At 70.7% G+C, this 24207-nt stretch carries 17 protein-coding genes; 6 read left to right on the top strand and 11 right to left on the bottom strand.

Going from position 1 to position 24207, the window contains the following annotated elements:
* Positions 1–92: 92 nt before the first annotated feature.
* The 5 genes from JNUCC0626_RS05660 to JNUCC0626_RS05640 all read right to left on the bottom strand — a co-directional run bounded on the left by JNUCC0626_RS05660 (position 93) and on the right by JNUCC0626_RS05640 (position 7785).
* Positions 93–2846: a helix-turn-helix transcriptional regulator gene (locus tag JNUCC0626_RS05660; protein WP_394618586.1), complete on the bottom strand. Its 2754-nt coding sequence runs from the start codon at positions 2844–2846 to the stop codon at positions 93–95.
* 455 nt (positions 2847–3301) lie between these two features.
* Complete coding sequence (locus JNUCC0626_RS05655) at positions 3302–4126, bottom strand: alpha/beta hydrolase (RefSeq protein ID WP_394618585.1); 825 nt, start codon at positions 4124–4126, stop codon at positions 3302–3304.
* Between the two features lie 39 nt (positions 4127–4165).
* Positions 4166–5404, bottom strand: a complete 1239-nt coding sequence (locus JNUCC0626_RS05650; protein ID WP_394618584.1) for a DUF1501 domain-containing protein — start codon at positions 5402–5404, stop codon at positions 4166–4168.
* Positions 5405–5408: 4 nt separating this feature from the next.
* Complete coding sequence (locus JNUCC0626_RS05645) at positions 5409–6689, bottom strand: DUF1800 domain-containing protein (protein ID WP_394618583.1); 1281 nt, start codon at positions 6687–6689, stop codon at positions 5409–5411.
* Between the two features lie 64 nt (positions 6690–6753).
* Entirely contained in the window at positions 6754–7785 is a 1032-nt protein-coding gene (locus JNUCC0626_RS05640; protein WP_394618582.1) for an AraC family transcriptional regulator, read from the bottom strand.
* A gap of 72 nt (positions 7786–7857) precedes the next feature.
* Here JNUCC0626_RS05640 and JNUCC0626_RS05635 point away from each other — a divergent pair, with 72 nt between their 5' ends.
* Positions 7858–8505, top strand: a complete 648-nt coding sequence (locus JNUCC0626_RS05635) for an acetoacetate decarboxylase family protein (protein ID WP_394618581.1) — start codon at positions 7858–7860, stop codon at positions 8503–8505.
* Positions 8506–8557: 52 nt separating this feature from the next.
* Positions 8558–9454 (top strand): alpha/beta hydrolase family protein, encoded by an 897-nt coding sequence (locus JNUCC0626_RS05630; RefSeq protein ID WP_394618580.1) that lies wholly within the window; start codon positions 8558–8560, stop codon positions 9452–9454.
* Here the strand turns inward: JNUCC0626_RS05630 and JNUCC0626_RS05625 are convergent.
* The gene (locus tag JNUCC0626_RS05625; RefSeq protein WP_394618579.1) at positions 9425–10330 is read right to left on the bottom strand and encodes a helix-turn-helix transcriptional regulator; all 906 of its coding nucleotides are present in this window, start codon (positions 10328–10330) and stop codon (positions 9425–9427) included. The two genes, JNUCC0626_RS05630 and JNUCC0626_RS05625, sit on opposite strands and share 30 nt — an antisense overlap.
* 74 nt (positions 10331–10404) lie before the next feature.
* Between JNUCC0626_RS05625 and JNUCC0626_RS05620 the strand changes: the two genes are divergently transcribed.
* The gene (locus JNUCC0626_RS05620) at positions 10405–11385 is read left to right on the top strand and encodes an SDR family NAD(P)-dependent oxidoreductase (protein WP_394618578.1); all 981 of its coding nucleotides are present in this window, start codon (positions 10405–10407) and stop codon (positions 11383–11385) included.
* 8 nt (positions 11386–11393) lie between these two features.
* Here JNUCC0626_RS05620 and JNUCC0626_RS05615 read toward each other — a convergent pair whose 3' ends face one another.
* Positions 11394–12542 carry a GH12 family glycosyl hydrolase domain-containing protein gene (locus tag JNUCC0626_RS05615; RefSeq protein WP_394618577.1) on the bottom strand — a complete coding sequence of 383 codons (1149 nt, stop codon included), beginning with the start codon at positions 12540–12542 and terminating at the stop codon, positions 11394–11396.
* Positions 12543–12771: 229 nt separating this feature from the next.
* Between JNUCC0626_RS05615 and JNUCC0626_RS05610 the strand changes: the two genes are divergently transcribed.
* Positions 12772–15402: a ricin-type beta-trefoil lectin domain protein gene (locus JNUCC0626_RS05610; RefSeq protein ID WP_394618576.1), complete on the top strand. Its 2631-nt coding sequence runs from the start codon at positions 12772–12774 to the stop codon at positions 15400–15402.
* A 159-nt stretch (positions 15403–15561) separates the two neighbouring features.
* On the opposite strand, the gene JNUCC0626_RS05605 is transcribed toward JNUCC0626_RS05610, so the two are convergent.
* The 3 genes from JNUCC0626_RS05605 to JNUCC0626_RS05595 all read right to left on the bottom strand — a co-directional run bounded on the left by JNUCC0626_RS05605 (position 15562) and on the right by JNUCC0626_RS05595 (position 20344).
* Complete coding sequence (locus JNUCC0626_RS05605; protein WP_394618575.1) at positions 15562–16722, bottom strand: AbfB domain-containing protein; 1161 nt, start codon at positions 16720–16722, stop codon at positions 15562–15564.
* Positions 16723–16780: 58 nt separating this feature from the next.
* A complete protein-coding gene (locus JNUCC0626_RS05600; protein WP_394618574.1) occupies positions 16781–19603 on the bottom strand; it encodes an AbfB domain-containing protein in 2823 nt (940 codons plus the stop codon).
* Between the two features lie 171 nt (positions 19604–19774).
* Entirely contained in the window at positions 19775–20344 is a 570-nt protein-coding gene (locus JNUCC0626_RS05595) for a malectin domain-containing carbohydrate-binding protein (protein WP_394618573.1), read from the bottom strand.
* A gap of 179 nt (positions 20345–20523) precedes the next feature.
* Here JNUCC0626_RS05595 and JNUCC0626_RS05590 point away from each other — a divergent pair, with 179 nt between their 5' ends.
* Both JNUCC0626_RS05590 and JNUCC0626_RS05585 read left to right on the top strand, forming a co-directional pair.
* A complete protein-coding gene (locus tag JNUCC0626_RS05590; RefSeq protein ID WP_394618572.1) occupies positions 20524–21426 on the top strand; it encodes a DUF1996 domain-containing protein in 903 nt (300 codons plus the stop codon).
* Positions 21427–21458: 32 nt separating this feature from the next.
* The gene (locus JNUCC0626_RS05585) at positions 21459–21953 is read left to right on the top strand and encodes a DUF305 domain-containing protein (protein WP_394618571.1); all 495 of its coding nucleotides are present in this window, start codon (positions 21459–21461) and stop codon (positions 21951–21953) included.
* Here JNUCC0626_RS05585 and JNUCC0626_RS05580 read toward each other — a convergent pair.
* Complete coding sequence (locus JNUCC0626_RS05580) at positions 21944–24139, bottom strand: discoidin domain-containing protein (protein WP_394618570.1); 2196 nt, start codon at positions 24137–24139, stop codon at positions 21944–21946. The two genes, JNUCC0626_RS05585 and JNUCC0626_RS05580, sit on opposite strands and share 10 nt — an antisense overlap.
* Between the last annotated feature and the right edge of the window lie 68 nt (positions 24140–24207).

The following is a 24207-nucleotide window of genomic DNA, read 5'->3' as shown; positions in this document are numbered from 1 at the left end:
CCCGCGTACCGGTGTCGTACGTGGGTCGTCCGGCCGTGCCGCCAGCGGGCGCCTCAGGCCCGGCTATCGCGGCTCGGACTTCGACACAGGCCCTAGGGAGCGATGCGCGCCAGGTCGACGCGGGAACGGATGTCGAGCTTGCGGTAGACCTGCCGGAGGTGGAACCCGACCGTGTGCGGGGACACGAACAGCTCGGTGGCCACCTGCCGGTTGGTCAGGCCGTGCGCGACGAGCGCCGCGACCTTCGCCTCGGCGGTGGTGAGACTGCCCCAGCCGGAGTCGGGCCGGGTCTCGTGGTTCCAGTGCCGCCGCCGCACCCCGAGGCGGCGGAGCTTGCGCCGCACCCGTGCCGCGTCCCAGGCCGCACCGAACTCGTCGTAGCGTTCCATTGCCCGGTTGAGCGCCATCACGGCCCGGTCCCGGTCCGACTCGCGCAGCATCGAGCCGACGTCCTCGACCAGCGATGCCACCGCCCACACGTCGGCGCCGTACAGGTCCTCCAGCCCTTCGAGCCCCGCGACGTCGTCGTCCAGCAACGCCCGGCCGTGCCGTGCCGCCGCGACGAACGCGTTGTGCTCCGGGTTGGCCCTGGCGATCTCCTCGGCCGTGACGACGATCAGCTTGGCGTGGTCGGTCTCCCCCGCGCTCAACGCCGTGCGCACCGCCCACGACGTCGACGACGGGTCCTCCAGCACCAGCCGCCGGCGAGAGGCAGGGTCCTCGATCGCCTCGCGCAACTCCTCCATCGCCTCCCGCGCGCCCCGCCCGGCCGAGGTGAGCAACGCCGACAGCAGGCACCGCAACAACACCGGCGGACCACCGGGCACCCGGCTCTCCAGACTGCGCAGGTGCCGCGTCGCCGCCGCCAGGTCACCCTGCCGCAGCGCCGCCATCACCAGCACGGCCCGCAACTGCGGTTCGTAGACGGGCGTTCCGGCGCGTTCGGACGCCAGCAACCCCGCCGTCGCGTCGGCCTCCGCCGCCGCGAGATCACCCCTGACCAGCAGGACCTCCGCCCGCAACGCCAGCGGCAGCGCGCTGAGCACCCCCAGGTTCTCCTCGTCGATCGCGCGTCTCGCCAGCTCGGTCGCGGCCAGGGCCTCGTCGAGCCGGCGCACCCGCGTGAGCATCCACGCCCGCATCCACAGCGGGTCCGCCTGGCTGATCTCGGGCAGGCCCGGCCGCACCGCGATCGCCTCGTCGATGCTCGCCAGCGCCTCGTCCAGCTCGCCCTCACGCCACCGCACCCGTGCGCGGACGGTCAGCGCGGCCGCCCGGACCGCGCAGTCGTGCGCACCCGGTTCCGCCAGCACCCGTTCCGCCACGTCGACGACCTCGCGCCGTTCCTCACCGGAGAAGGTGTTGAGCAGCAACAGGTCCGGCCACGGCTCCTCCCGGCCGGAGACCACGTCCTTCGCCGCCGTCTCGTCACCGCGCAGCATCAACGCCGTCGCGAGCCAGTTGCGCAACGGCCCGGCCGCCTCCTCCGCACACGTGCGGAGCTGTTCGGTGGCCAGCTCGACAGCGGCACCGAGATCTCCCAACCGCACCAGAGCGGCGACCGCGCTCGTCGCGAGCACCACCCGGTCCTCGCCGTCCGCGATCTCCAGGCCTCGTGCGGCCAGCGCCGCGGCGGTCTTCGGCGCCGTGGGCAGCAGCCCGGCCACGGCGTCCCGGATGATCCGCACCGACTCCGCGTCGCCGGGCTTCGCGCAGTGCACCAGGTGCACGGCGGCGGCCTCGAGGCGGTCGCGTTCGATCAGCATCGTCGCCGCCTGCTGGTGCAGCATCGACCGCAGCAACGCGGGCACCGTGCCGAGCACGACCAGCCACACCGGTTCGCGGTGGAACGCGAACTCGTCGCCGTCGCTGTCGATCACCCCGGCCCGGATGGCCTCCTGCAACGGCCCGAGCAGCTGCGACGTCCGTTCACCGAGCATCTCGGCCAGGTCCTGCGGCGGGAACCTGTTGCCCAGCACCGCCGCGACCTGCAACACCTCCCGCGACCGCAGCGACAACCGCCCGAGCCGCGCCCGGACCGCCCGCACGAACGCCTCCGGCAGCCGCGCACCGGGTTCGGCCTCGACCGCCGACGTCGCCCCGCCGGCCAGCGCGACCACGCCGCCCTCGACGGTCAGGCACTGCTCCTGCCGCAACGCCAGCACGAGATCCACCACGGCCTGGGGTTCGCCGCCGACGCTCTCGCACAACGCGATCACATCCGGATCGGGCGTCGCCTTAGTCAGCCCCTCGACCAGGCTCACCACCGCCGCCCCGGCCAACGGCTCCAGCGGCCCCAGCCTCTTCACCCGCTGTTGCCGGACCAACGAGTGCAGCAGCTGACCGTTGGGGGATTCCGCGTGCGCCGCGTCCAGCGCGAACATCCACAAGACCGGCGCGTTCGCGAACTTCGCCATCACGATCCCGAGCGCGTGCACCAGCGCGGACTCCACCCGGTGCACGTCGTCCACCAGGACCAGCACGGGATCGGTGCGCAGATGCCCGGCGACCTGCGCCTCGCACCCGGCCGCGAGCACCGCGATGCGGTCGTCCTCACTCCTCAGCGGCCGCCCGACCAACGAGACGTGCCTGGCCGCGCCCGGCGCCACGCCGTCCACGACGGCGAACCCCCGCCGCGCCGCGAGCGCCGCGGCCCGTTCCAGCAACCACGTCTTCCCGGAACCCGACTCGGACTGCACCACGACGACGTGCGCGCCCACCTCGATCGTGGCGATCAGGTCCTCGACCGCGCGCAACTCGGCCTCACGACCGTGCGGCGGTGCGACCACCGCCACGCTGGGTGCGAACGAGGGATCGAAGCCCTTTTCCAGATTCCCTTGGGACACGCCAAACTCTCCAATGCGTGTTGTCCGGCCCGGGTGACGCCACATGTCATCGTTGTCGCAGAAGTCGCGAAACCGCCGCCGACACCTCTGCTCACGACGCCCGAACATAATGTGATTGCGGGATTGGCCACTTTTATCTCAATTGGCCGGCGCTCTCACCAGGCAGAATTTGAAACAACCTTTCACATTGATCTTCTAGGCGTTTCCCATGATGGCGGAGCCGCCAGAACGGTGTCAACGAACGGACACCAGTCCGCGCATCTTTAGGAAGAACCCCAAAGTGTCCAGGCGAAGGAACTCAATCGGTCACCGACGGCAAAAACATGAAAACGTATTCACGACGCACGTGGTTCCTCGAACCTTCACAGCCACCTCTGCTCGGTGTAATGCGCGCGTTACCACCTACCAGCAACACTCGGAGTGCCCGACTTCGGTCTACACTGAAGCAATAGGGATTACTGGGCAACAGCTGTCAACGCCGCGACGGTCTGCTCGACGATCACGTCCTGGGCGTCCGCGCGGGACACCGTCGGCACCCCGTCGCCCGGTTGGTCGCCGTAGTCGCCGAAGAACGCGTGCACCCCGCCGGGGATCTCCGCGAACCGGGTGTCCGCGGGCAGCCGCGAGCGCGACTCGGCGATGTCCTGCGGCGTGGTGAAGCCGTCGCGCCCGCCGTGGATCGACCAGGCGGTGAGCCCGTCGCGGCCCGACAGGTCGTCGGTCGGGTAGGACGCCCACAGCACCAGGCCGCGCACCGACGGGTCCGCGAGCGCGTCCCGGGACGCGGCCACACCACCCAGCGAATGCCCGCCGACAGCCCAGACCGGCACCTCCGGGTGACCCGCGCGCAGGGGCGCCGTGTCGCCGCTCAGCAGGGCGATGTTCAGCGGTTCCTTCACCACGACCACGAGGAATCCCCGCTCCGAGACGCGCCGGAGCAACGGCAGGTAGGCCCGGTGGTCGACGCGGGCGCCGGGGTGGAACACCAGGCCCGCGCGGACCGGCCCGTCCGGACGCAGCACGGTCTCGTCGCCGGAGTCCTGGGTCGCGGCGAACGGCTGGAGGTACACCGCCGGTGCCAGCAGCACGACCGCCAGCACCGCCGCGAGCCACGGCGGTGCCCACCACGCCAGCGCGACGCCGATCACCGCCACCGCGCCCAGCAGGACCAGCTGCGCGGGGTGGCCGAGCGTCAGCGGCCGCCACGCCAGCGCGAGCAGGACCAGCGGCACCCCGACGCACAGACCCGCCACCGCGGACCGCACCACATTGTTCAGCACGCTGAGCATTATGCGGAACCGCTTGCGGCACGCCAGAGGTCAGGTGGCGAAGACGCCCTCCAGCTGTCCGGTGTGGTCCTTCAGCACCCTGGCCGGTTCGGTGCCCAGCACGCGGTCGAGGACCGTCGCGTACACGTCGCGGAAGTCCGTGGTCTGCAACAGGTCACCGTCGTCGAGGTCGGTCAGGCTCGGCTGCGCGCCGTAGAAGCCGCCCCGCACACCCGCGCCCAGCAGGAACACGGGACCCGCCGTGCCGTGATCGGTGCCGTCGCTCGCGTTGGCCCGCACGCGCCGGCCGAACTCGGAGTAGACCAGCACGACCGCCCGTTTCCCGACCCTGCGGACGAACGGCGTGAGCGCCGCGTCGAGTTCGGTCAGCAGGCGTTGCTGGGTGGCGCGTTCGTCGGAGTGCGTGTCGAACCCGCCGAGCGACGCCGAGTAGACGCGGCAGGGCGCGTTCGCCTCGATCAGGCGGGCCACCACGTCGAGTTGGGCTCCTAGCGCACCACCGCCGCCCGCCGAGGCGCCCTTGTCGCGTTGCTCGTCCGGGTCGTCCTCCGGCAGCTTGCCGCCGTCGGGCGAGCCGGTGAGGGTGGTGGCGGTGCGGCGCAGGTCGGCGATGGACCGGGACACCCTCGCCTGCCAGGGTTCCTCGCCACCGGACGGTTGGCCCAGCGCGGTGAACGCCTCACCCAGCGGGCCGGACGGGAGCTTCAGGCCGTTCAGCGGGAACGAGGCCGCGGCCGTGCGTTCCCCGGCGAGCATCGGTGGCAGCAGGGGTTCGACGGACAACGCGCGCAACGGGTCGTCGCCCGCGGTCTCGTCCAGCCACCTGCCGAGCCAGCCGGACGGGACGGACGTGCGCGGCGAGGCCGTCTGCCAAATGGCCATGGAGCGGAAGTGGCTGTGGTCGGGCTGCGCGTAGCCGACACCGCGCACGACGGCCAGCCCCTGCTCGTCCCAGAGCCCTTTCAGGCCCTTGAGTCCGGGGTTGAGGCCCAGGCCTTCACCCAGGCCGAGCACCTCGCCCGGTTCGTAGGCGAGGTCCGGGCGGGCGTCCTGGTAGGCGGGGTCCTCGGCGGGCACCACGGTGTTGAGGCCGTCGTTGCCGCCGTAGAGGGTCACGACGACCAGCACGCCCTGGCTCGCGTCGAGCGGGTCGTCGGCCGCCGCCTTCATGAGGTCGTCCCAGTTCACCTGGGTGGCACCGATCGCGAGGGCACCGGCTGCCGTGACACCGGAGAGGGTCAGGAAACGGCGTCGGGTCAAGGAGTCCACGAGTTCACCTGCTCACCACGTATTCAGGGGAGTTCGCCGCCACGACGACGAGCTGCGCCGGATTGCCGGAGACCTTGCCGAGCGCGGTTCTGGTGCGGTCGGACCAGGAGTCGACGCCGAGCAGGCGCCGCACGCCCTCGATCCGGTCGGCGGTGCCCAGCGCCGTCTTGAGGGCGGCGCGGTCGGCCACGAGCTTGGCCAGGTCGAGCCGCGACGGCCAGGTGGCGGTCGTCAGCCACGCGCCTCCGGCGGGCCAGCCGCCGACGCTCGGCGGGCGGAACGGCGTCTGGCCGAGGCCGCGCAACGCCTTCAGCAGTGCGTCGGCCTGCTTGCGTTCCAGGTCGCGCGGCCGCACCCCCACCGCGCGCATCAGCCCGGCCGCCCACTCGACGGGTTGCTTGACCAGTGCGTTCGCCGGGTCGCGGAACGCCGCCTCGGATGCCATGGCGCGCAACAAGGAGCGCGTGTCACGGCGGAACGCGGGCACCAGCCGTGCGACGACGTCCGCGGGCGGCGGTTGTGCCGACACCAACCGGAACCACACCCTGCCCACCACGAACTCGGGGCTCTCGGCGCGGTTCAGCAGCAGCTCCACCAACGACTTCGCGGTGAACTTCGCCGCCTGCCCGAACACGGTCTTCTGGCTGTCGTCGTGCCGCTTCGCCACCAGTTCGGCCTTGCCCGTGTCCGCGCGCACCGTCCACCCGGTCAGCGCGCGGGCGGCCTCGCGGACGTCCGGCTCCCCGTAGTGCCCGACGCCCAGGGTGAAGAGCTCCATGAACTCGCGGGCGAGGTTCTCGTTGGGCGCGCCCGCCCGGTTGTCGTTGCCGTCGAGCCACACCAGCAGCGCCGGGTCGACCACCAGCGCCTGCGCCAGGTCCGCGAACGGCCCGAGCCCGAGCGCGCGGAACGTCTCGTTCTGCGCCAGCATCGCGCGCGGTGACCGCACCTTCTGCTCGCTCGTCGCGAAGTGCCCGTGCCAGAACCAGGTCATGCGTTCCAGCGCGGGTCTGGTCGTCGTGACCATGCGGTCGAGCCACCACGTCGTCAGCGCGTGGTCGTCCTCGTTGCGCTGGTGGGCCGCGTCCTGCTTGGCCGCGCGATCACCCTTGGCCGGGCGGGGCGGGCTGGCCGGCTGCGGCGGGGGCACGTCCCCGGAGGGGTCTTCGGCGAGCACCGCGTCGAGCGCGGCGTCGAACGTTCTGTCCAGGTCTCCCGGCCGCGGGCCCGTGCCCAGCCGATCGTGCAGCCTCCGCACCACGGCGCGTTCGTCCAGTTGCACCATGGCGGACAGTGTTCGTCGGACGTCCCGGCGTGACCAGGGTGCGGCCTGATCCTTCAGACTCGCTTCAGGCGCCGCGCGACCGTGCGAAACCGGCCGGCGTGGTGCCGTACCAGCGGCGGAACGCGTGGATGAAGCTCGCGGACTCGGCGAACCCGAGCGCGGCCGCCGCCCGCTCCACCGACACCTCACCGCTGCTGAGCAACGCCACCGCGCGTGCCGCCCTCACCTCGTCCAGCAGCGCCTGATAACCGGTGCCGGACTCGCTGAGCCGCCGCCGCAACGTGCGCGGGCTGACACCGAGCGCGCGAGCCACGTCCGGCATCGTCTCCTCGAACCGCGCGGATCTCTCCAGCAGTCGCCGCACCTCGTCGCGCACCTCCGGTTTGCGGCGCCGACGTGCGGCGATGTCCTCGCACTGCTTCTCGCACAACGCCGTTGCCTCCGGGCTCGCCAGTGGGAGCGCTCTCGTCAGCAGCGCGGCGTCCACAACGGACTGATCGCGTGACGCGGTGAAGTGCGGGCTGGTGCCGAAGACCTCTTCGTGGGCGCGGACGTCGGGCGGTGCCGCGTGACTGAACTCCACCGACACGACCGGCACCTCGCCACCGACGAGTTCGCCGATCACGGTGTGGATGGCGGCCAGATCGCGTTCGACCAGGAACGGCGCCACGTCGGCGGGCAACGCGCCGGGGCCGAGTTCGATGACCAGCAGGTCTCCGCGCAGCGCGGCTGTCGGCGCGGTGAAGGCGAAGCTGAGGTCCACGTACCGCAACGCGAGGTCGATCGCGTCCTGCACGGTGGCGGCGCTGAGGAACGCGTGCCCGAGCACGCCGAACGTCGTGGCGTGGTACCGGCGCCCCGCCTCGACACCCGCGTGCGGGAGCCTCGCGGCCAGGTTGCGCACGACCGCGAGTTCCTGGTGCGCGCTGATCTCGCTGGCCGGATCGGCCAACTGGACGGGCGTGATTCCGCTGTCCGCCAGCAGATCCTGCCGCGCCAACCCGTGCTCCGCGCCGAAACGCAGCAGCAGCCCGACACTTGCGATGCCGCGCGGGAAGTCCCAGTGCCGGGTCGCGGGTTCGGCCAACGTCCTCATGGCCGCGATTGTCAATTCCACGGCCGTTGTTGTCCTGGTGCGAACGGGTGGTTTGTCCCTAGGTTCGCTCACGTGCCCGCTGACTTCCCTCCCCCACCGTGGGACCTGCGGGGCCAGGGCTGGCTCACGGTGTGGACGGCGCCGCGCTCCGCGGTCCCCCTGCTACCTGCGGGCGTGGCGCCGCTCAGCCTGGCCGGCCGGGTCCTCGTGGTGACCGCATTCGTCAACTATGGTCCGCCGGGCCTGCTCTCCTACCGCGAACTGCTGGCGGCCGTGGTGGTGCGCCGGGGAGTCCGGTTCGGACTGTCCATCACGGACATCTGGGTGGACGACGAGACGTCGCGGCGCGGGGCGCGGGCGATGTGGGGAATCCCCAAGGAGATGGCGGAGTTCACGCTCTCGGCCACGCCTCGGCTGGCCGCTCGGGCACACGGCATCGCCGACGCCCACGAGGTGACCGGAGCACGCACCCTCCCTGAAGCGCGTGCTGACGAACCCTCCCAGCCACCATCCGGCCTTCCCGCGCGCCTCGGCACCTCCGTCTGGCAGTCCCTGGACCACCGCACCACCCGCACTCCCCTGCGCACCTCCGCCCGCGTCCGCCGGACCCGGTTGCACTGGAGCTTCACCCCGGACGGCCCCCTCGCCCGGCTCACCGCAGCCCGCCCGCGCCTGCACCTCGCGGTCACGGGCCTGCGCATGCGGTTCGGATCGCCCTGACGTCGCGGCGCCACCAGCGCCGCCGATCCACCCTTCTCACGAGGAGCGGTTCATGCGAGTTCTCGCGACGACACTGGCCCTGGTGGCCGCCACCCTGGCCACCCCGAGCGCATCCGCCGCGCCACCGGACTACGGCCTGCCCGGCACGTATCCGGTGGCGCACAGCGATGTCACCGCCGTCGTGGGCGGCCGGTCCGTGCCCGCGCGCGTCCACTACCCCGCCACCACGACGGGCACGAACCAGCCCGTGGCGGCGGGCCGGTTCCCGGCGATCGCGTTCGGGCACGGCTTCTTCCAGGCCACGTCGAAGTACACGAGCACCAGCAACCACCTGGCGTCGTGGGGTTTCGTCGTCGTGGTGCCGACCACGCAGGGCGGCCTCAGCCCGAACCACGGGACGTTCGCCGACGACCTCAACACCGGCCTGAGCTGGCTGGTCGCCCAGGACACCACGACGGGCTCGCGGTTCCGCGACCACATCAGCACCGCCTCGCTCGGCGTCGCGGGCCACTCCATGGGCGGTGGCGCGGCCGTGCTCGCCGCCGCGCGCAACCCGAAGATCACCGCCGTGTCCACCTACGCCGCCGCCGAGACCACGCCGTCGGCCAAGGCGGCGGCCGCGACCCTCGCCGCGCCCGCGCAGTTCCTCGCCGGGTCGCAGGACACCATCACGCCGGTCGATGAGCACCAGCGGCCGATGTTCGCCGCGAAGCCACGAGCGAAGCAACTGCGCACCATCACCGGCGGGTTCCACTGTGGATTCATGGACTCATCAGGCCTGTTCTGCGACAACGGGTCCGTCACTCGCGCGGCTCAGCTCGTCGCGGCCAAGCGGGTCATGACGTCGTGGTTCCGCCACTACCTCAGCAACGACACGGCTGCCCGGGACTTCGTCTGGGGCCAGCCCGCCCGCACCGACTCAGCCGTCGTGTTCGAGGGCACCGAGTAGCCGGGCACGGGTGCGGAACCGCAGCGGCGACTCGCCCACCTCGCGTTTGAACGCCGTGCAGAACGCGCTCTCCGACCCGAACCCCAGTGACGCCGCCAGTTCGCCGACGCGGGCGTCGGTGTCGCGGAGCGCGCGTTCGGCGAGCAACATCCGCCAGCGGCACAGGTAGGTCAGCGGCGGTACCCCTGCCACCGCGCGAAACCGGGTCGCGAACGTCGTCCGGGACATGGCCGCCGCCGTCGCCAGCTCGCCGAGCTGCCACGGGTGTCCTGGCCGGGTGTGGATCAGCGTCACGGCGGGCAGCAGTCGTGCGTCGGTGAGCAGCCGGAGCAGGCCCGCCGGCAGGTCGGCGCGGCCGAGGTGGGCGCGCAGCACGTCCAGCACCAGCAGCTGGGCGTGCTGCCGCACCGCGAAGGCGGCACCGATCCGGTCCGACGTGAACTCCTCCACGAGGTGGTCGATCCGCGCCGGCAACGACGACCCGCGCACCACGCTGACGTCCGGCAGCGCGTGCAGCAGCACGTGGCCGAGCGCGTTGAAGTGGAGGTGCCCGCCGATCACCGCGTCGGAGTCGTGCGGCGAGAACTCCCCCGGCCTGGTCACGTCGATCTCGCGCGGCACCTCGTCCGACGCCCCGCCGCGGCCGCGCAGCCAGGTCTGCCGGTTCAGGACGACCACGTCCCCCGTCGTGACCTCGACCGGCTCTGCCGTGCTGTTCGTCTCGAACAACGCCCGCCCGCGCGCCACCACCACGAACTCCAGCGGCCTCGTCAGCTCACCGCGCGCGACCCACGGCCCGCTCGCGGTGAACCCGCCCGTCATCACACCCTGGACGTCGATGAGTTCCAGGACCTCGGACAACGCGTCGTTCCGCACCCTCGAACTATCGCTCAAGTTTTGCGGACTTTCAATTATTCAGAGTTCGAAGCCGGCGCCTTAGCGTCAAAGCCATGTTCGAAAAGCAACGCCCCTTGGGCACCGGGTTCACCGCCGCGTCGACCACCGACGACGTGCTGAAGGGCATCGACCTCACCGGCAAGCACGCGATCGTCACGGGCGGCAACGCGGGCCTGGGCCTCGAAACGACCCGAGCGCTCAGCGCAGCAGGCGCGAGCGTCACGATCGGCGCCCGCGACCCGGAACGCGCGGCCGCCGCCGTGGCCGGGCTGGACCGCGTCGAGGTCAGCCGCCTGGACCTGCTGAACCCCGCCTCCGTCACCGCCTTCGCCGAGCGCCACCTCACCACCGGCAGGCCGGTCGACGTCCTCGTGAACAACGCGGGCATCGGCGCCGAAACGCGAGAACTGGACGCACGCGGCTACGAGAAGGTCTTCGCCACCAACCACCTCGGCCACTTCCAGCTCACCCTCGCGCTCCTGCCCGCGTTGCCCGGCGCCCGCGTGGTGACCCTCACGTCGGGCGGCCACCGGCTGTCCGACATCCGCTGGGACGACCTCCACTTCGCCACCGGCTTCGACGCGGGTGCCTCCTACGGCCAGGCCAAGACCGCGAACGTCCTGTTCACCGTCGAGCTCGAACGCCGTTACGCCGCAACGGGTCTGCACGCCTACGCCGTCCACCCCGGCATCGCGGTGGCGACCACCCTCGCCCGCGGCGACGGCATGTTCCCGGTGGAGGCCCTGAAAGCCATGGGCCTGATCGACGACGCGGGCGAGCCGATCATCGACCCGGACACCGAACGCAAGACCCCGAAGCAGGCGGCGAGCACCGTCGTGTTCGCCGCCACCAGCCCATTGCTCGACGACATCGGCGGCGTCTACCTGAAGAACAACGACATCGCGCCGGTGGACGCCACCCCGTTCGACGGCACGATCGGGACGGCGCCGATCACCGACGTCGCCCCGCACGCGCTCGACCCGGAGTCCGCGCGCCGGCTGTGGGAGCTCAGCGAACGGATGGTCGGGGCCTAGGACAGGGCCTAAGCCTCGAACCGCCACTGCTGCTGGGGCTGCACGCCACCACCGCAGTCCCAGAGCTGCAACCGGGTGCCGTTGGCGGTGCCGCGTTCGACGGCGTCCAGGCACCGGCCCGACTGCGGGTTGCGCAGGTTGCCGTTGCCGTCGCGGACCCAGCGTTGCGCGCCGTTGCCCAGGCACGACCAGAGCCACACCTGGGTGCCGTTCGCGGTGCCGCTGCCGCGCACGTCGAGGCACTTGCCGGACACGGGGTTGACCAGCGACTCCCCGCGCCACTCCCACCGCTGGTTGGCTCCGCCGTGGCAGTCCCACAGCAGCGCGGTGGTGCCATCGGCGGTGCCCCAGGCGTCGAGGTCGACACATCGGTTGCTGCCGACACCGACGATCTTCTGGGCGCCGCCACCACCGCCACCGTCGGTGGTGAAGCCGAACCGGTTGACCGCGAGGCCCGCGCCGCCGACCCACGGTTCGAAGCCCGCCTGCACGCTGGTCATGTACCAGGCGGGGTTGATCTGACCGCGGTTCACCGCGTCCTGGGTGAACGCCTTAACGCTGAAGTCGGACATCAGGTTCGTCGGCTGCTGGCGGACGTAGGAGATGACGTTCCAGCCGATGTTGCCGATCCACACGTCCCAGGTGCCGCCCTCCAGGGTCACGGTCGCCTGCTTGGAACCGATGGGCTGCGGGCGGCCGCGGTGGTTGGCCCAGATCATCACCTCGGCGCCGTAGTTCTGGCCGGACGGGTTGGGGTTCGCGTCGAACCAGATGTCGAACGAGGCGTTCCACTCCCCCGCGTCCGGGGTGCTGATGTCGTAGGTGGCGCGGGGGTTGCGGAAGTCGCTGACGCGCAACGGAAGCCCGCTCTCGGTCGTGCAGTTGCCGTAGTGACATCCTTTGTAGACGGACGGGTACCCGGCGGGCACGCCGTTGGTGGCGTTGTTGTGATCCGACCGCGTGATGCGGAACCCGGTGCCGTCGGCGTTGATGCACTGGGTCGTCGAGGCGCCCCACCGGTTGTTCTGCGCGATGATCCGGCCGCCGTCGAGCCGCGTCGTGCCGAACTCCTCGCAGATCTCGACGGCCGCCGAGGCGGGTGCTGTCACGCCGGTGAGGGCCAGGGCGAGGGTGGCCAGCAGGGTCCACGTTCGCATTCGGTCTTCCTTCCACGTCAGCGGGGAACTGGGAGCGCTCCCAGGCCACTCACGGTGAAGCGAGCGCTCGGAGATGGCAAGGAAAGTTTCGAAAGGTGTGTCGAATTCGTCGAACAGCGGGGCTTCGGGGCCGAAAGTCGCGGTGTTTCGCTGTTGCCGAGCCGAATTCGTTGACACGCCAGGAAGAACGCCGGGATTCTCCGACCGGGCGAACTCGGGAGGTTCAACGGTGAAACGCCGAAGTTCAGCACTCTTCCTCGCACTCCTGATGATCATCGGCACGGTGACGGCCATCCCGGCGGTGGCGGCCGTCGGCAACCCCGTGAGCCAGGACGCCGCCATGTACCCGAGAGCGGTGCGGCTGGCGCACAACGGCACCGCCAACGGACGAATTCTGCTGACGACCACCGGCTTTCCCGGCGGCGGGCCGGTGGGCGCGATCAGCGAGAGCACCGACGGCGGCGTCACCTACCGCCGCGTCGGCACCGTCGCCGACCCCGAGGCGCGCACAGGTCTGTGCTGCACCACGCTCTTCGAACTGCCGCGCCAGATCGGCTCGCTCCCAGCGGGCACACTGCTGTGGGCGGGCAGCGCCGGTCAGGACGCGCCAGACCGGCGGATGTCGTTGCGGGTGTGGCGGAGCACCGACGTCGGCCGCACGTGGAGCCTGCTGGCCACGGCCGTGCGCGCGACGAACACGGGTGGCCTGTGGGAGCCCGAGTTCTCCGTCGACGTCTCCGGCAGGCTGGTGCTGCACTTCGCCGACGAGGGCCAGCCCGGCCGCAGCCAGGTGCTCGCGAGGGTGGTCAGCACCGACGGTCTGCAGTGGACCCAGCGCACGACCACGGTCGCCGGCACCGCGTCAGGTCACCGGCCGGGCATGGCGTCGGTCCGGCGCCTCCCGAACGGCACGTACCTGATGGCGTACGAGGTGTGCGGCTTCGGCGGCCAGTTCGACTGCGCGGTGCGGCACCGCACGTCATCGAACGGCTGGGACTGGGGCGATCCGGCCGACCTCGGCCCACTCGCCCGCACCCAGGACGGCCGCTACCTCGTGGCCACCCCGACGCTCGCGGTCACGTCGTCGGGTCGCGTCCTGCTGATCGGCCAACGCATCTTGAACGCCAACGGCTCGACGGCCGCGCTCAACGGCCTGGCCATGTTCACCGGAACCTCCGCACTGGACTCGTGGACCCCGGCGCCGGTGCCGGTCGGCGTGCCCGGCGCACGTCCGGGCGTCTGCCCGAACTACAGCCCCACCCTCGTGCCGTTGGACAACGACCGCGTGGCACAGGTGACCACCGACACCGGACCGGACGGCGTGTGCCGCGCCTACGCCGGTGCCGCCGCGCTGCCACCGGCGGCCGACCGCACCGGGTCGTTGCGCGCGGTGGGCGGCACGTGCGTGGACGCCGCGGCAGGAGGCGGCCGCAACGGCGACGCGGTACAGCTCTGGACCTGCAACACGGCACCGGTGCAACGCTGGACGTGGCGGCCGGACGGCTCGCTGACGGTCAACGGCCGCTGCCTGGACGTGCCCGGTGGCGCGACCGCCGCCGGAACCCCGTTGCAGATCTGGGACTGCAACGGACTTTCACCCCAGCAGTGGCTGCACCGCCCGGACGGCACGCTGCTCAACCCGTTGTCCGGCCGCTGCCTCGACTCCCCCAACGGCGCGACGGCGAACGGCACCCGGCTGCGCCTGTGGGACTGCAACGGCTCGGCCGCCCAACGAGTCGAGCACCTGACCGCCGCCACCACGGCGGCCGCGCGTCCCGCCGTGGCACTGCGGTTCCTGATGATCGTCAAGCCGAACTCCACCGCACCGGGCTGGAGCGGGCAGCTGTCCACCACCCAGGTCGACGCGGCCCGCAACGCCTTCCTCACCACCTGGCCGCGCATGGTGCGCGACCTCACCGGCGGCAGCGTGTTCCTCCAGACCTCCGTCCAGGTCTCACCGGACCCGCTCACGAGCACGAGCGCCGAAGGCATCATCCGGCCCGAGGACGTCGGCGGCGACACCGCGCGCTGGGTCCGGCCGGGAGAATGGGACGGCGTGCTGATGTACGGGCCGTTCCGCGGCCACTCCTACTGGACGCTCGGCGGTACGGGCCCGCACAACACCGGCTGGAGCAGCGTCAACGCGCGCGACGATCTCGGTTACAACCAGGACGCGCTGGCCGGCTGGACGCACGAGGCGTTGCACGGCTTGGCGCAGTTCTACTTCCGCCAGCTCGGCATCGGCCGCGCCCCGCAGTGCGCCGACGATCCCAGCCGCACCGACGGCGTGCATTGCGCCGCGGCCTACGGCTACAACCAGAACTCCGGCGGGCTGCCGTACTGGCTCGGCTGGTACCGCGACTACTTCACGGGCCGCATCGCGAACGGCGGCATCGGGCTCGGCGACCCGGCCTGGGCGCGGGGCAACCGCCGCGAGAACGTCCTGCGCCTCCCCGCCGGTGCCACGGTCCCGCGTGCGCTGGGCGGCGTGCGCAACGCGTTAGGACGTTGCCTCGACGTGGCCGCGGGCGGGCAGCTCAACGCCGCCGCCGTGCAGCTGTGGGACTGCAACACCGCGCCGGTGCAGCAGTGGGCGGTGGAGACCGACGGCACGATCCGCGCGATGGGCCGGTGCCTGGACGTCCCCGGCGGGCAGACCGGCAACGGCACCCCGCTCTGGGTCTACGACTGCAACGGCTCGGTGTTCCAGCAGTGGGTGCTCCGGGCGGACGGCTCGGTGCTCAACCCGAACTCCGGCCGGTGCCTCGACGTGCCGGGCGGGCAGGGCGGGAACGGCACCCGGTTGCGGATCCACGACTGCAACGGGGCGCCGAACCAGCGCTGGACCACCGGTCTCTAGGTCCTGTCCGGCAAGTCTGTCAGGTGGCAGGCGCGGGTGAGCGAGCCGGAGGCGGTGCCGCCGCGATGCCCTCATACCGGAGGTATTCGGGCGTCGTGGCGGTGCCGCCTCCGGGTCCCTCGGCCGCCACTGCCGCCCGACGGACTTGCCGGACAGGACCTAAGGCGCCCAGGGGCCGTCGACGGACCAGGCGATGTCCGGGACGAGGCTCGCGGCCGTGTCCTGGGGGCCCGAGCCTCCGGGGGTCGCGAGCCACAGTTCGCTGTTGACGTGCCGCAGGTAGGAACCCGGGAAGTTCCAGGCGCTCAACCGAACCCCGGTCGGCGCGGAACGCCCGCACCACGTGGCGTCGGCCCGGAAGAGCGCCGAGCCGTCGTTGGCGCTGATCTTCACGCGACTGGCCTGGTGCCGCAGGTAGTAGCCGGGGAAGTTGCGGGATTCCAGGCTGTGGCAACCACCCGCGAGCCCCGGCACGATCCGCCAGGTCGCGTCGGCCTTGAGCAACGCGGAACTGCCGGCGTCGACGTGTTCGGTGTAGCCCAACGCGTTCTGGTGCCGCGCGTACCGGTCGGTGAACCCCGGTGTGGTGACGCGCAACGAACGCAGGCCGCTGGGCAGCGCGACCGGAGCGCCGTCGTCCCCGGCCGAACCGGGTACGGCGGCGAGCGCGGACGCCCAGCGGGCGGCCATCTTGTCGTAGCCCGCGCGGGACGGATGCACGCCGTCGGCCAGGTCCGCGGTGGTGAGGGCGGCGTGCATGTCGACGAAGTGCACGCGGGAACCCTTGCTCCGCACCATGTCCGGGATGGTGGCGTTGTAGGCGTTGGCCCTCGCCTCCAGCACGGGGTCGGACAGCGGGACGACGGAGGCGACGAACACGTCGGCGTTCGGTGCCGCCGCACGGATGCGGTCGACCAGCGCGCTCAGGCGGGCCGGAGCGCCGGGCAGGTTGTAGTTCTGCACGATGTCGTTGGTGCCGATGTGCAGCAGGACTGTGCGCGGCGCGGTGTCGCGCAGCACACCGGTGGCGATCGCGTCTATCTGGTCGATGCGCCAGCCGGAATGGCCTTCGTGGTCGTGGTCGGGCAGGTCCGCCGGACCGTTGAAGCCCGTGCCGACGAAGTCGACGAGGTGGCCCGCGCCGGCCAGCGAGCGCCACAGGTTGATGCGGTAGCCACCGGGAACGTTGAAACCGTCGGTGATCGAGTCACCGAGCGGCAGGATTCGCGTACCGCCGTTGCCCTCCGCCGAGGCCGGTACCGCGGTTCCCAGGCAGAGGAGGAAGAATGCCGTCAGGATCGCCGTGCATCGTTGCCACATGCCGAACTCCCCGAAGTAGGAAGGCCGGGACGGCAGTGCCGTCCCGGCCTCGGTGGGTCTACGGCGCCCAGGGCGCGGCGAGCGTCCAGGTGCTGTCCGCGGTGAGCGTCTGCGGCCGGTCGAAGCCCGCTTCGGCGTTGCCGGACGCGACGTGCACCTGGGACTCGAAGTGCCGCAGGTACGAGCCCGGCTGGTTGATCGACTCCAGCGTCACGCCCGTGCCGCTCAGGCCCGGCCGCGCGCAGAAGGTGGCGTCGGCGCGGAACAACGCCGAGCCGTCGTTCGGCGAGTTCCGCACGCGGCTGGCGGCGTGCCGCAGGAACTGGCCGGGGAAGTTCACCGACTCGAACGAGTAGCAGGACGAGTCGGCGAGGCCGCGGCGGACCGTGTAGGTGGCGTCGGCCTTCAGGGTCGCGCTGCTGCCGCTGTTCACGATCTCCGTGTACGCCAGGCTGTCGGCGTGCCGGAGGTAGCGGTCGGTGTGACCCCACGTCGCCACCCGCAGCGACTGCCGCACGTCCGTGGCCAGCCGGACCGAACTCCGCCACAGCGCCGGATCCACCGTGCCCCAGGTGGAGTCGGCGGCGAACCCGGTCGGGCTGTCCCAGGCGTTCGTGCCGCCGCTGCGGGCCAGGTAGACGTTGTCCGCGTAGTGGCGCAGGAACGAGCCCGGGAAGTTCAGCGACTCGAACTGCGTGCCGCCCGACACCGGCCGCGCACACCACGTCGCGTCGGCGTTGAACGAACCACCCGTGGACGCCTCGACGCGCGCGACGTTGGCCGCGTGCCTGAGGAACCGGCCGGGGAAGTTCACCGACTCGAAGGAGTAGCAGCGCGGATCGGCGAGGCCCGCCACCGTGCGGAACGACGCGTCCTGGCGTGCGCCATCGGCACTCGCGCCGGAGATGACGTCCGTGCGCGCCACCGAGTTCGAGTGACGGAGGTACCGGTCGGTGAAGCCCGGTGTGGTCACCCGCAACGACCGGACGTGTCCGAGCGTGAACACGGCCGGTGAGTTGAGGTTGCGCGAGGACGCGATCAGGTCGGCGTGCGCGGCCCGCAACTGGTTCGTGTCGACCTTCTGCACACGACGGTCGTAGGTGTACAGGCCGTTGTACTCGCCCTCGACGTCGGTGATCTCCGTGTACACGTACGCGGAGAGCCCCTTGGTGGTCATCAGCTGCTTCACGTCGCGGACCATGCCGGTGTAGCGGTCGTTGAGCTGGCCCGCGCTGAACACCTGCTCGTAGGCGAAGAAGTCGTTCTTCGGGCTGTACTCGTGGCCGGGCGTGCGCAGCCCGATGCCGCCGAACTCGCCCAGCACCGACACGCGGGTCGCCGACGGCCGGGGCGCGTCAGGTCCGGTGTAGACGTGCCAGTCGAGGATGTCGCCGTTGCCCGGATCTCCCTTGGAGACACAGCAGTTGTAGCCGCTGTGAGCGTTCATCAACCGGGTCGGGTCGTAGTTCTCGAGGTCGGTGCTCACTCTCCGGGTGTCGGCGAGGTTCCACTCGCCCCAGCCCTCGTTGAACGGCACGTAGGCGACGACGGCGGGTGAGAACCGGTGCTCGTCGACGATCTCGCGCGCCTCGGTCTCGAACTGCGCGATCTGCGCGGCCGTGCGGTTCTGGTCGAACGCCGGTGTGGACGGAACGTCCTGCCACACCAGCAGTCCGAGGCGGTCGGCGTGGTAGTACCAGCGGGCCGGTTCGACCTTGATGTGCTTGCGGACCATGTTGAAGCCGAGGTCCTTGTGCTTCTGCAGATCCGACGCCAGCGCCGCGTCGGTCGGCGCCGTGTAGAGGCCGTCGGGCCAGAAACCCTGGTCCAGCGTGCCGATCTGGAACACGAACTCGCCGTTGAGCGTCGGCCTCAGCACCCCGTTGACGAGTTTCGTGCCGACCTCGCGCATGCCGAAGTAGTTCACGACCTGGTCGACGGTCGCGCCGGAGGCGTTGCGCAGCGAGACCCGCAGGTTGTAGAGGTACGGGTCGTCGGGCGACCAGCGGCGCGCGTTCGGCACCGGCACCGAGAACTCGGTGAAGCCACCGGTCGCGCTGCCCACGACGGTGGTCCCGGCCATCGCCTCGGCCAGCACCGTGTGCCCGGAAGCGTTGCCGCGCGTGAAGACTCGGACTCTGGCGGTGTTGTTCGAGAGGTTCGGGTAGACGTCGACGGAGAACACCGACGTGGGCGCCGTGGGTTCGAGCCACACCGTCTGCCAGATCCCCGACGACGGCGTGTAGAAGATCCGGCTGGTGTCGTTGACCTGCTTGCCGACCGGCTGCTTCTCACCGCGGCCGTCGGTCGGGTCGTACACGCGCACGACGATTTCGTTGGTGCCGCCGTTGAGTTGCGGCGTGACGTCGACCTCGAACCGGTCGTAGCCGCCCTTGTGCGTGGTGACCTGGGTTCCGTTGACCCACACCGTCGCCTCGTAGTCGACCGCGCCGAAGTGCAGTTGCACCCGCCTGCCGTTCCAGTTCGGCGGCACGGTGAACGTGCGCCGGTAGAACATCAGGTCGCGGTTGTCGTTGCGCATGATGCCCGAGAGCGCGGACTCGATCGGGTACGGCACCAGCACGCGTTCCGGCAACGTCTGGCCGAGCGGCGGCGCGGCGTACCGGTTGACGTTCCCCGCGCCGTCGGTGGCGGGGTTCAGGAACTCCCACTCCCCGTTGAGCGACTGCCACTCGGGTCTCGTCATCTGCGGGCGCGGGTACTCCGGCAGCGGGTTGGTGGTCGACACCTGGCTCGTCCACGGCGTGGACAGCGGCGGGGTCTTGGGCACGACGGCGGCGGACGCGGTGCTGGAGCCGGTGGCGACGATGCCACCGGCGAAGACCAACACGGCAGCCGCCCACGAGAGGGCGGGGCGCATCGAACTCCTCAGGCAGGGACTGGAGGGGTGACACACGGGCTAACGCATCGAAAAGATTGCGTCAAAATCCACCAAAGAACAACCCTAAACAACGAAAACTCGACCGAAAGTCGTGTTTGATTGTGTTGGATTGTTTGATGCCCTGTTTGTCTGCTCCGTCCCTCCGGGCGCTCAGGACGCCGGCACGAGCGCGATCGCGTTCACCTGCGGCTGGTTGACCTTGCCGCGCACGAAGTCGATCCGGACCGTCCCGTTCCCGTCGGCGGTCACCGCGAGGTCCTTCTCCACGCCGAACGCCGTGAGCGGAGCGTCGGCACCCGCCGCCACCGCCGTGCCGATGATGTCGAAGTCGCTCAGCACGCGGGTGCCGTTCACGTCGACGTCGAAGACCCGCTGGCCGGGCCGGGTGAAGTACCAGTCGAGGAAGTAGAGCCTGAGCTCGTAGGCACCGCCGGCGGTGAGCCCGGTCAGCTCGTAGGACGACTCCAGGTGCCTTGCCGTGTACCAGATCTCGTTGGGGATCGGGTTGGTCACCGTGCGGCTGAAGAAGGTGTGGGCGCGCTTGTCGGCCGGTTTCGCGTCGGTCAGCCCGCCGACCCCGCTGTCCGGCAGGAAGGTCGCGTCCCCCGCGCCTCCCACGTCCACCTGGACCGGTCCGCCGGCCAGCACCGCGGGCGCGGCGCCGAGGAGCAGGGCGGCCGACGCCGCGCCCGCCGTGATGAACCTGATGAATCCACGCATGTGCAGCTCCTGAGGTGAAGGTCGCGAGGGAGAGCGCTCTCACAACCCTGCCGACGGACGGTACGACCAGGCGCCGGGCGTGTCAAAGAACCGGTCTTGACACGTCGCACGACAGGGCGGGACGCTGTTTGGGAGAGCGCTCTCCAAGCCGGTTTCCCCACGTCGGCAGGAGGACATTGGTGTCCCGGAAACTCAGCGCGTTGACGATGACGGCTGCCCTGGTGGCAGCGGTGGTGGTGACCCAGTCGGCGAAGGCCGACGACCTGGTCACGCACCACGAGTTCCAGGCGAACTGCTCGGTCACGACCCATCTCCCGGACGACCCGATCGTCTTTCCGGGACTGCCGGGCGCCTCGCACATGCACACATTCCTCGGCAACCCCTCCACCAACGCCCGCAGCACCAACGACTCGTTGAAGGGAGCGCAGACCAACTGCCGGACGCCGGACGACAAGTCCGCGTACTGGTTCCCGTCGGTCTACAACGGCGACCAGCTCGTGCCGCCGGACTTCCCGCAGGTCATCTACTACAAGTCCGGCATCCTGCGGTACCAGGACGTGGTGCCGTTCCCGCCGGGCATGCGGTTCGTGGTCGGCAGTCCCACGGCGACGCAGGAGCAGTTCCGCACGGCCCCCGGCGCGGTCGAGGGCTGGGAGTGCGGCGACAGCTTCCACAACTACGACTTCCCTGCGTGGTGCCCGCCCGGCACCCAGCTCAACGTCCGCTACCAGGCGCCGAGCTGCTGGAACGGCCGTGACCTCGACTCGGCGAACCACCAGTCCCACATGGCCTATCCGGACCGCGCGACGCTGACCTGTCCGCCGTCGCACCCGGTCGCGGTGCCGATGATCGAGTTCAAGATGGCGTTCCCGGTGTCCGGGGACATGTCGCGGGTGAGACTGGCCAGCGGTCGCGGCTACACCTGGCACTACGACTTCATGAACGCCTGGGACGCGCCGACCCAGGCCGCGCTGGTCCGGCACTGCATCAACGGCGGGCTGCAGTGCGATCCGCGCGGGTTCGACCTGTACAAGCCGAATCGAGGAGCGGCCCTCGGACCGGACTACCGGTTGCCGCGGTGAGGTTCCTCGCCTCATGCACCCCAGGGCGGCGCGTGCCCTGGGGTGTTTCCGCACTGGTGCTGCTGTTCGCGGGGTGTGCCGCCACGCCCGCTCCCCCGCCGCCCGCCGAGGTCTCGCCGTTCAACGCGACCGACACGGCGTGGGTGCAGCTGATGATCCCGATGAACGAGCAGTTGCTGCCCGCCCTCGACGTCGCACCCGCGTCGCTGGCCCAGTTCGCCGCCGATCTCAAGGCGTCGCACGCGCAGGAACTGGTCCACTTGCGACAGTTGCGGGACCGGGCCGGGTTGCCGGACACCAACGTGCACGCGGGCCACCAGATGCCGGGCCTGATCTCCGAGGCCGACCTGCTGGTCATCCGCACGGATCCGTCCGCGCTGTCCAAGAAGCTGCACGAACACCTGGAGCAGACGGAGAAGCTCGCCCGCAGCGAGCAGGAGAACGGGACGGACGCCGCGACCAAGGAGTTCGCGGCGTCCATCGAGTCGTCACGCAGGGACCAGCTCGGCAGGCTCGGTCAGGGGTAGTTCACGACGTACCGGACCTGGTTCGCCAGGTCCGCCTGACCGCCCGTGCCGTTGATGACGTTGGCGATCGTGCCCACGCCACCGAGCGACACCGCCACGAGGTGCGTGAACCGGACTCCCGGCCGGTTCGGCGCCTCGAAGGCGTTGTCGGTGACCACGCTCGGGTTCGCCTGGTTGAAGCAGTACACGCCGACGCCGAACGCCTGGTGCGTCGTCACGTTGTCGGACACCTTGTACCCGGCCCAGCCGCGCTTCGAGCCGTTCATCCAGGCGGCCTGGTTCGGCGGGTCGTACGGGAGTTCGTTCTGGTACAGGTAGACGCGGCCGCCGTTGCCGTTCCAGATCAGGTTGTGCTGCTGGTAGTGCTCGACGAACAACCCGTAGGCGATCACGTCGTCACCGTTGACGATCACGCCGTTCTGGCCGGGGTTCGCCGTCCAGCTGACGCCCTCGCCGTGGTCGGCGCGCCACACCCAGGTGTGGTCGATGATCGTGTTGCGGCTGTTCACCCGCATGCTGACGGTGGCCTTGCCGGCCTGCGACCCGCCGACGCGCAGGTACACGTCGTGCAGCGAGGTCGGGTTGGCCGCGTGCGAGTTCGCGCTGGAGTCGCCGACCTCCAGGAGCACCGGGGAGTTCTGCACGCCCGCGTCGACCAGGAACCCGGCGAGCCGCACACCGTCCACATCGGACGTCGTCAGCGCCGCCTTGCCGGTGGTCGGCGTCAGGGTGGCGAGACCGAGACCCAGCACGACGGTGTTCGGCCGGGTGATCCGGATGGTGTCGTCGAGCTGGTGGATGCCCGGCGTGAGCAGGAGGTGCTTGCCCTGCTGCAACGCCGCGTTGATGGTCGCGGCCGGGGTGCCGGGCTTGACGATGAAGAAGTCGGCCAGCGACACCGAGGTGCCCGGGTTGCCGTTCTCCCAGCTCGTGCCGCGCGAGTTCTGCCGCAGCGCGGGCAGGAACACGCGGTACTCACCACCGCTGGTGAAGTACAGGTACGGCTTCTCGCGAGTCACCGGCGAGGTGTCGACCGTGGTGTGCGACGGGTTCGGGAAGTTGTTGGGCGGCGCGCCCTGCGTGCCCGCGAACACCATGTTCCAGACCGAGCCCGACCAGCCACCGGCCAGGTTGCTGTTGCGGGTGAGGAACTGCTGCTGCGAACCCGAGACGGTCACGCCGTCGATCTTGCTGTCCACGATCAGACCACCGCTGGCCCAGCCGTCGTAGCCGTTCCACAGGTGCGCCTGACCGCGCAGGTGCATCCGCCGGTACGCGGTGGCCTGCGAGACCGCCCAGCGCTCGATCTGGTTGGGCGGCAACGTGACCGAGAGGTTCTCGGTGCCGCGCCAGAAGTTCTGCGTGGCGTTGCCGAGGTTGTTCGGGTCCTCGCCCTGCTGGAGCCAGTCGGCCTCGACCCGGATGTGGCCGTTGATGTTCACGTCGTCCGGCATCAGCCCGAGCCCGACGATCTGCGTGTAGAACCGCAGGTTCACGTCGGCGTTGTAGCTGCCCGGCTTGAACAGCACGGCGTGCCGCTGCGGGCCGAACTGGTTGGTCTTCATCTGCGCGGCGATGGTGTCGAGCCGCGACTGCATCTCCGACTGCGACGAACCCGGGCCGTAGACGTACACGTTCGGGCCGAAGTCGGGGTTGCGCGGGTCGGTCGGCGTCACTCCCGGAGTGTCCGGCACGGTGGCGAAAACTCCCAGCTCCCACAACGAGTAGCCGTAGCCGGTCCCGCGCTGGGTGCCGAGCACCCTGAGATAACGGCCGGAACCGTTGACGTCGACCGACTGCGTGCCACCGGTGCCGGTCGTCGTCGAGTAGACGTCACGCCAGGAGTTCGCGGCCGCGGTGTCGGACAGCTGGACCTGGAACGCCTTGCCGTACGCGCCCTCCCAGGCCAGGGAGACGCGGCAGACCTGCTGCGTTCCGCCGAGGTCCACCTGGAGCCACTGCGGGTCGGAGAACTGCGACGACCAGCGGGTGCCCGCGTTGCCGTCGACGGCGGCCGGCGCGAGGGTGCCGCCGTTCTCGGTCGAGGACGCGGTGGCGGTCTTGTTGAGAGCGACGTTGGAGGTGCCGCAGGCGGCGGCACCCGCCTGCGATGTCACGCTGACTGTGGTCACCAAACACAGGGCGGCAGCGGCGAACGCGGCGGCCCTGGACAGGGTCGATCCCATGATCCTGCCTGACGGGGAAGGGCGAAAAGCCTTGGACAGGGGCGTGAGAGCGCTCTCCCAAGGGACGT

Origin of the sequence: Lentzea sp. JNUCC 0626 (genome assembly GCF_043632865.1) — a bacterium.
GTDB lineage: Bacteria > Actinomycetota > Actinomycetes > Mycobacteriales > Pseudonocardiaceae > Lentzea.
This window is presented reverse-complemented; position numbering and strand designations above follow the sequence as displayed.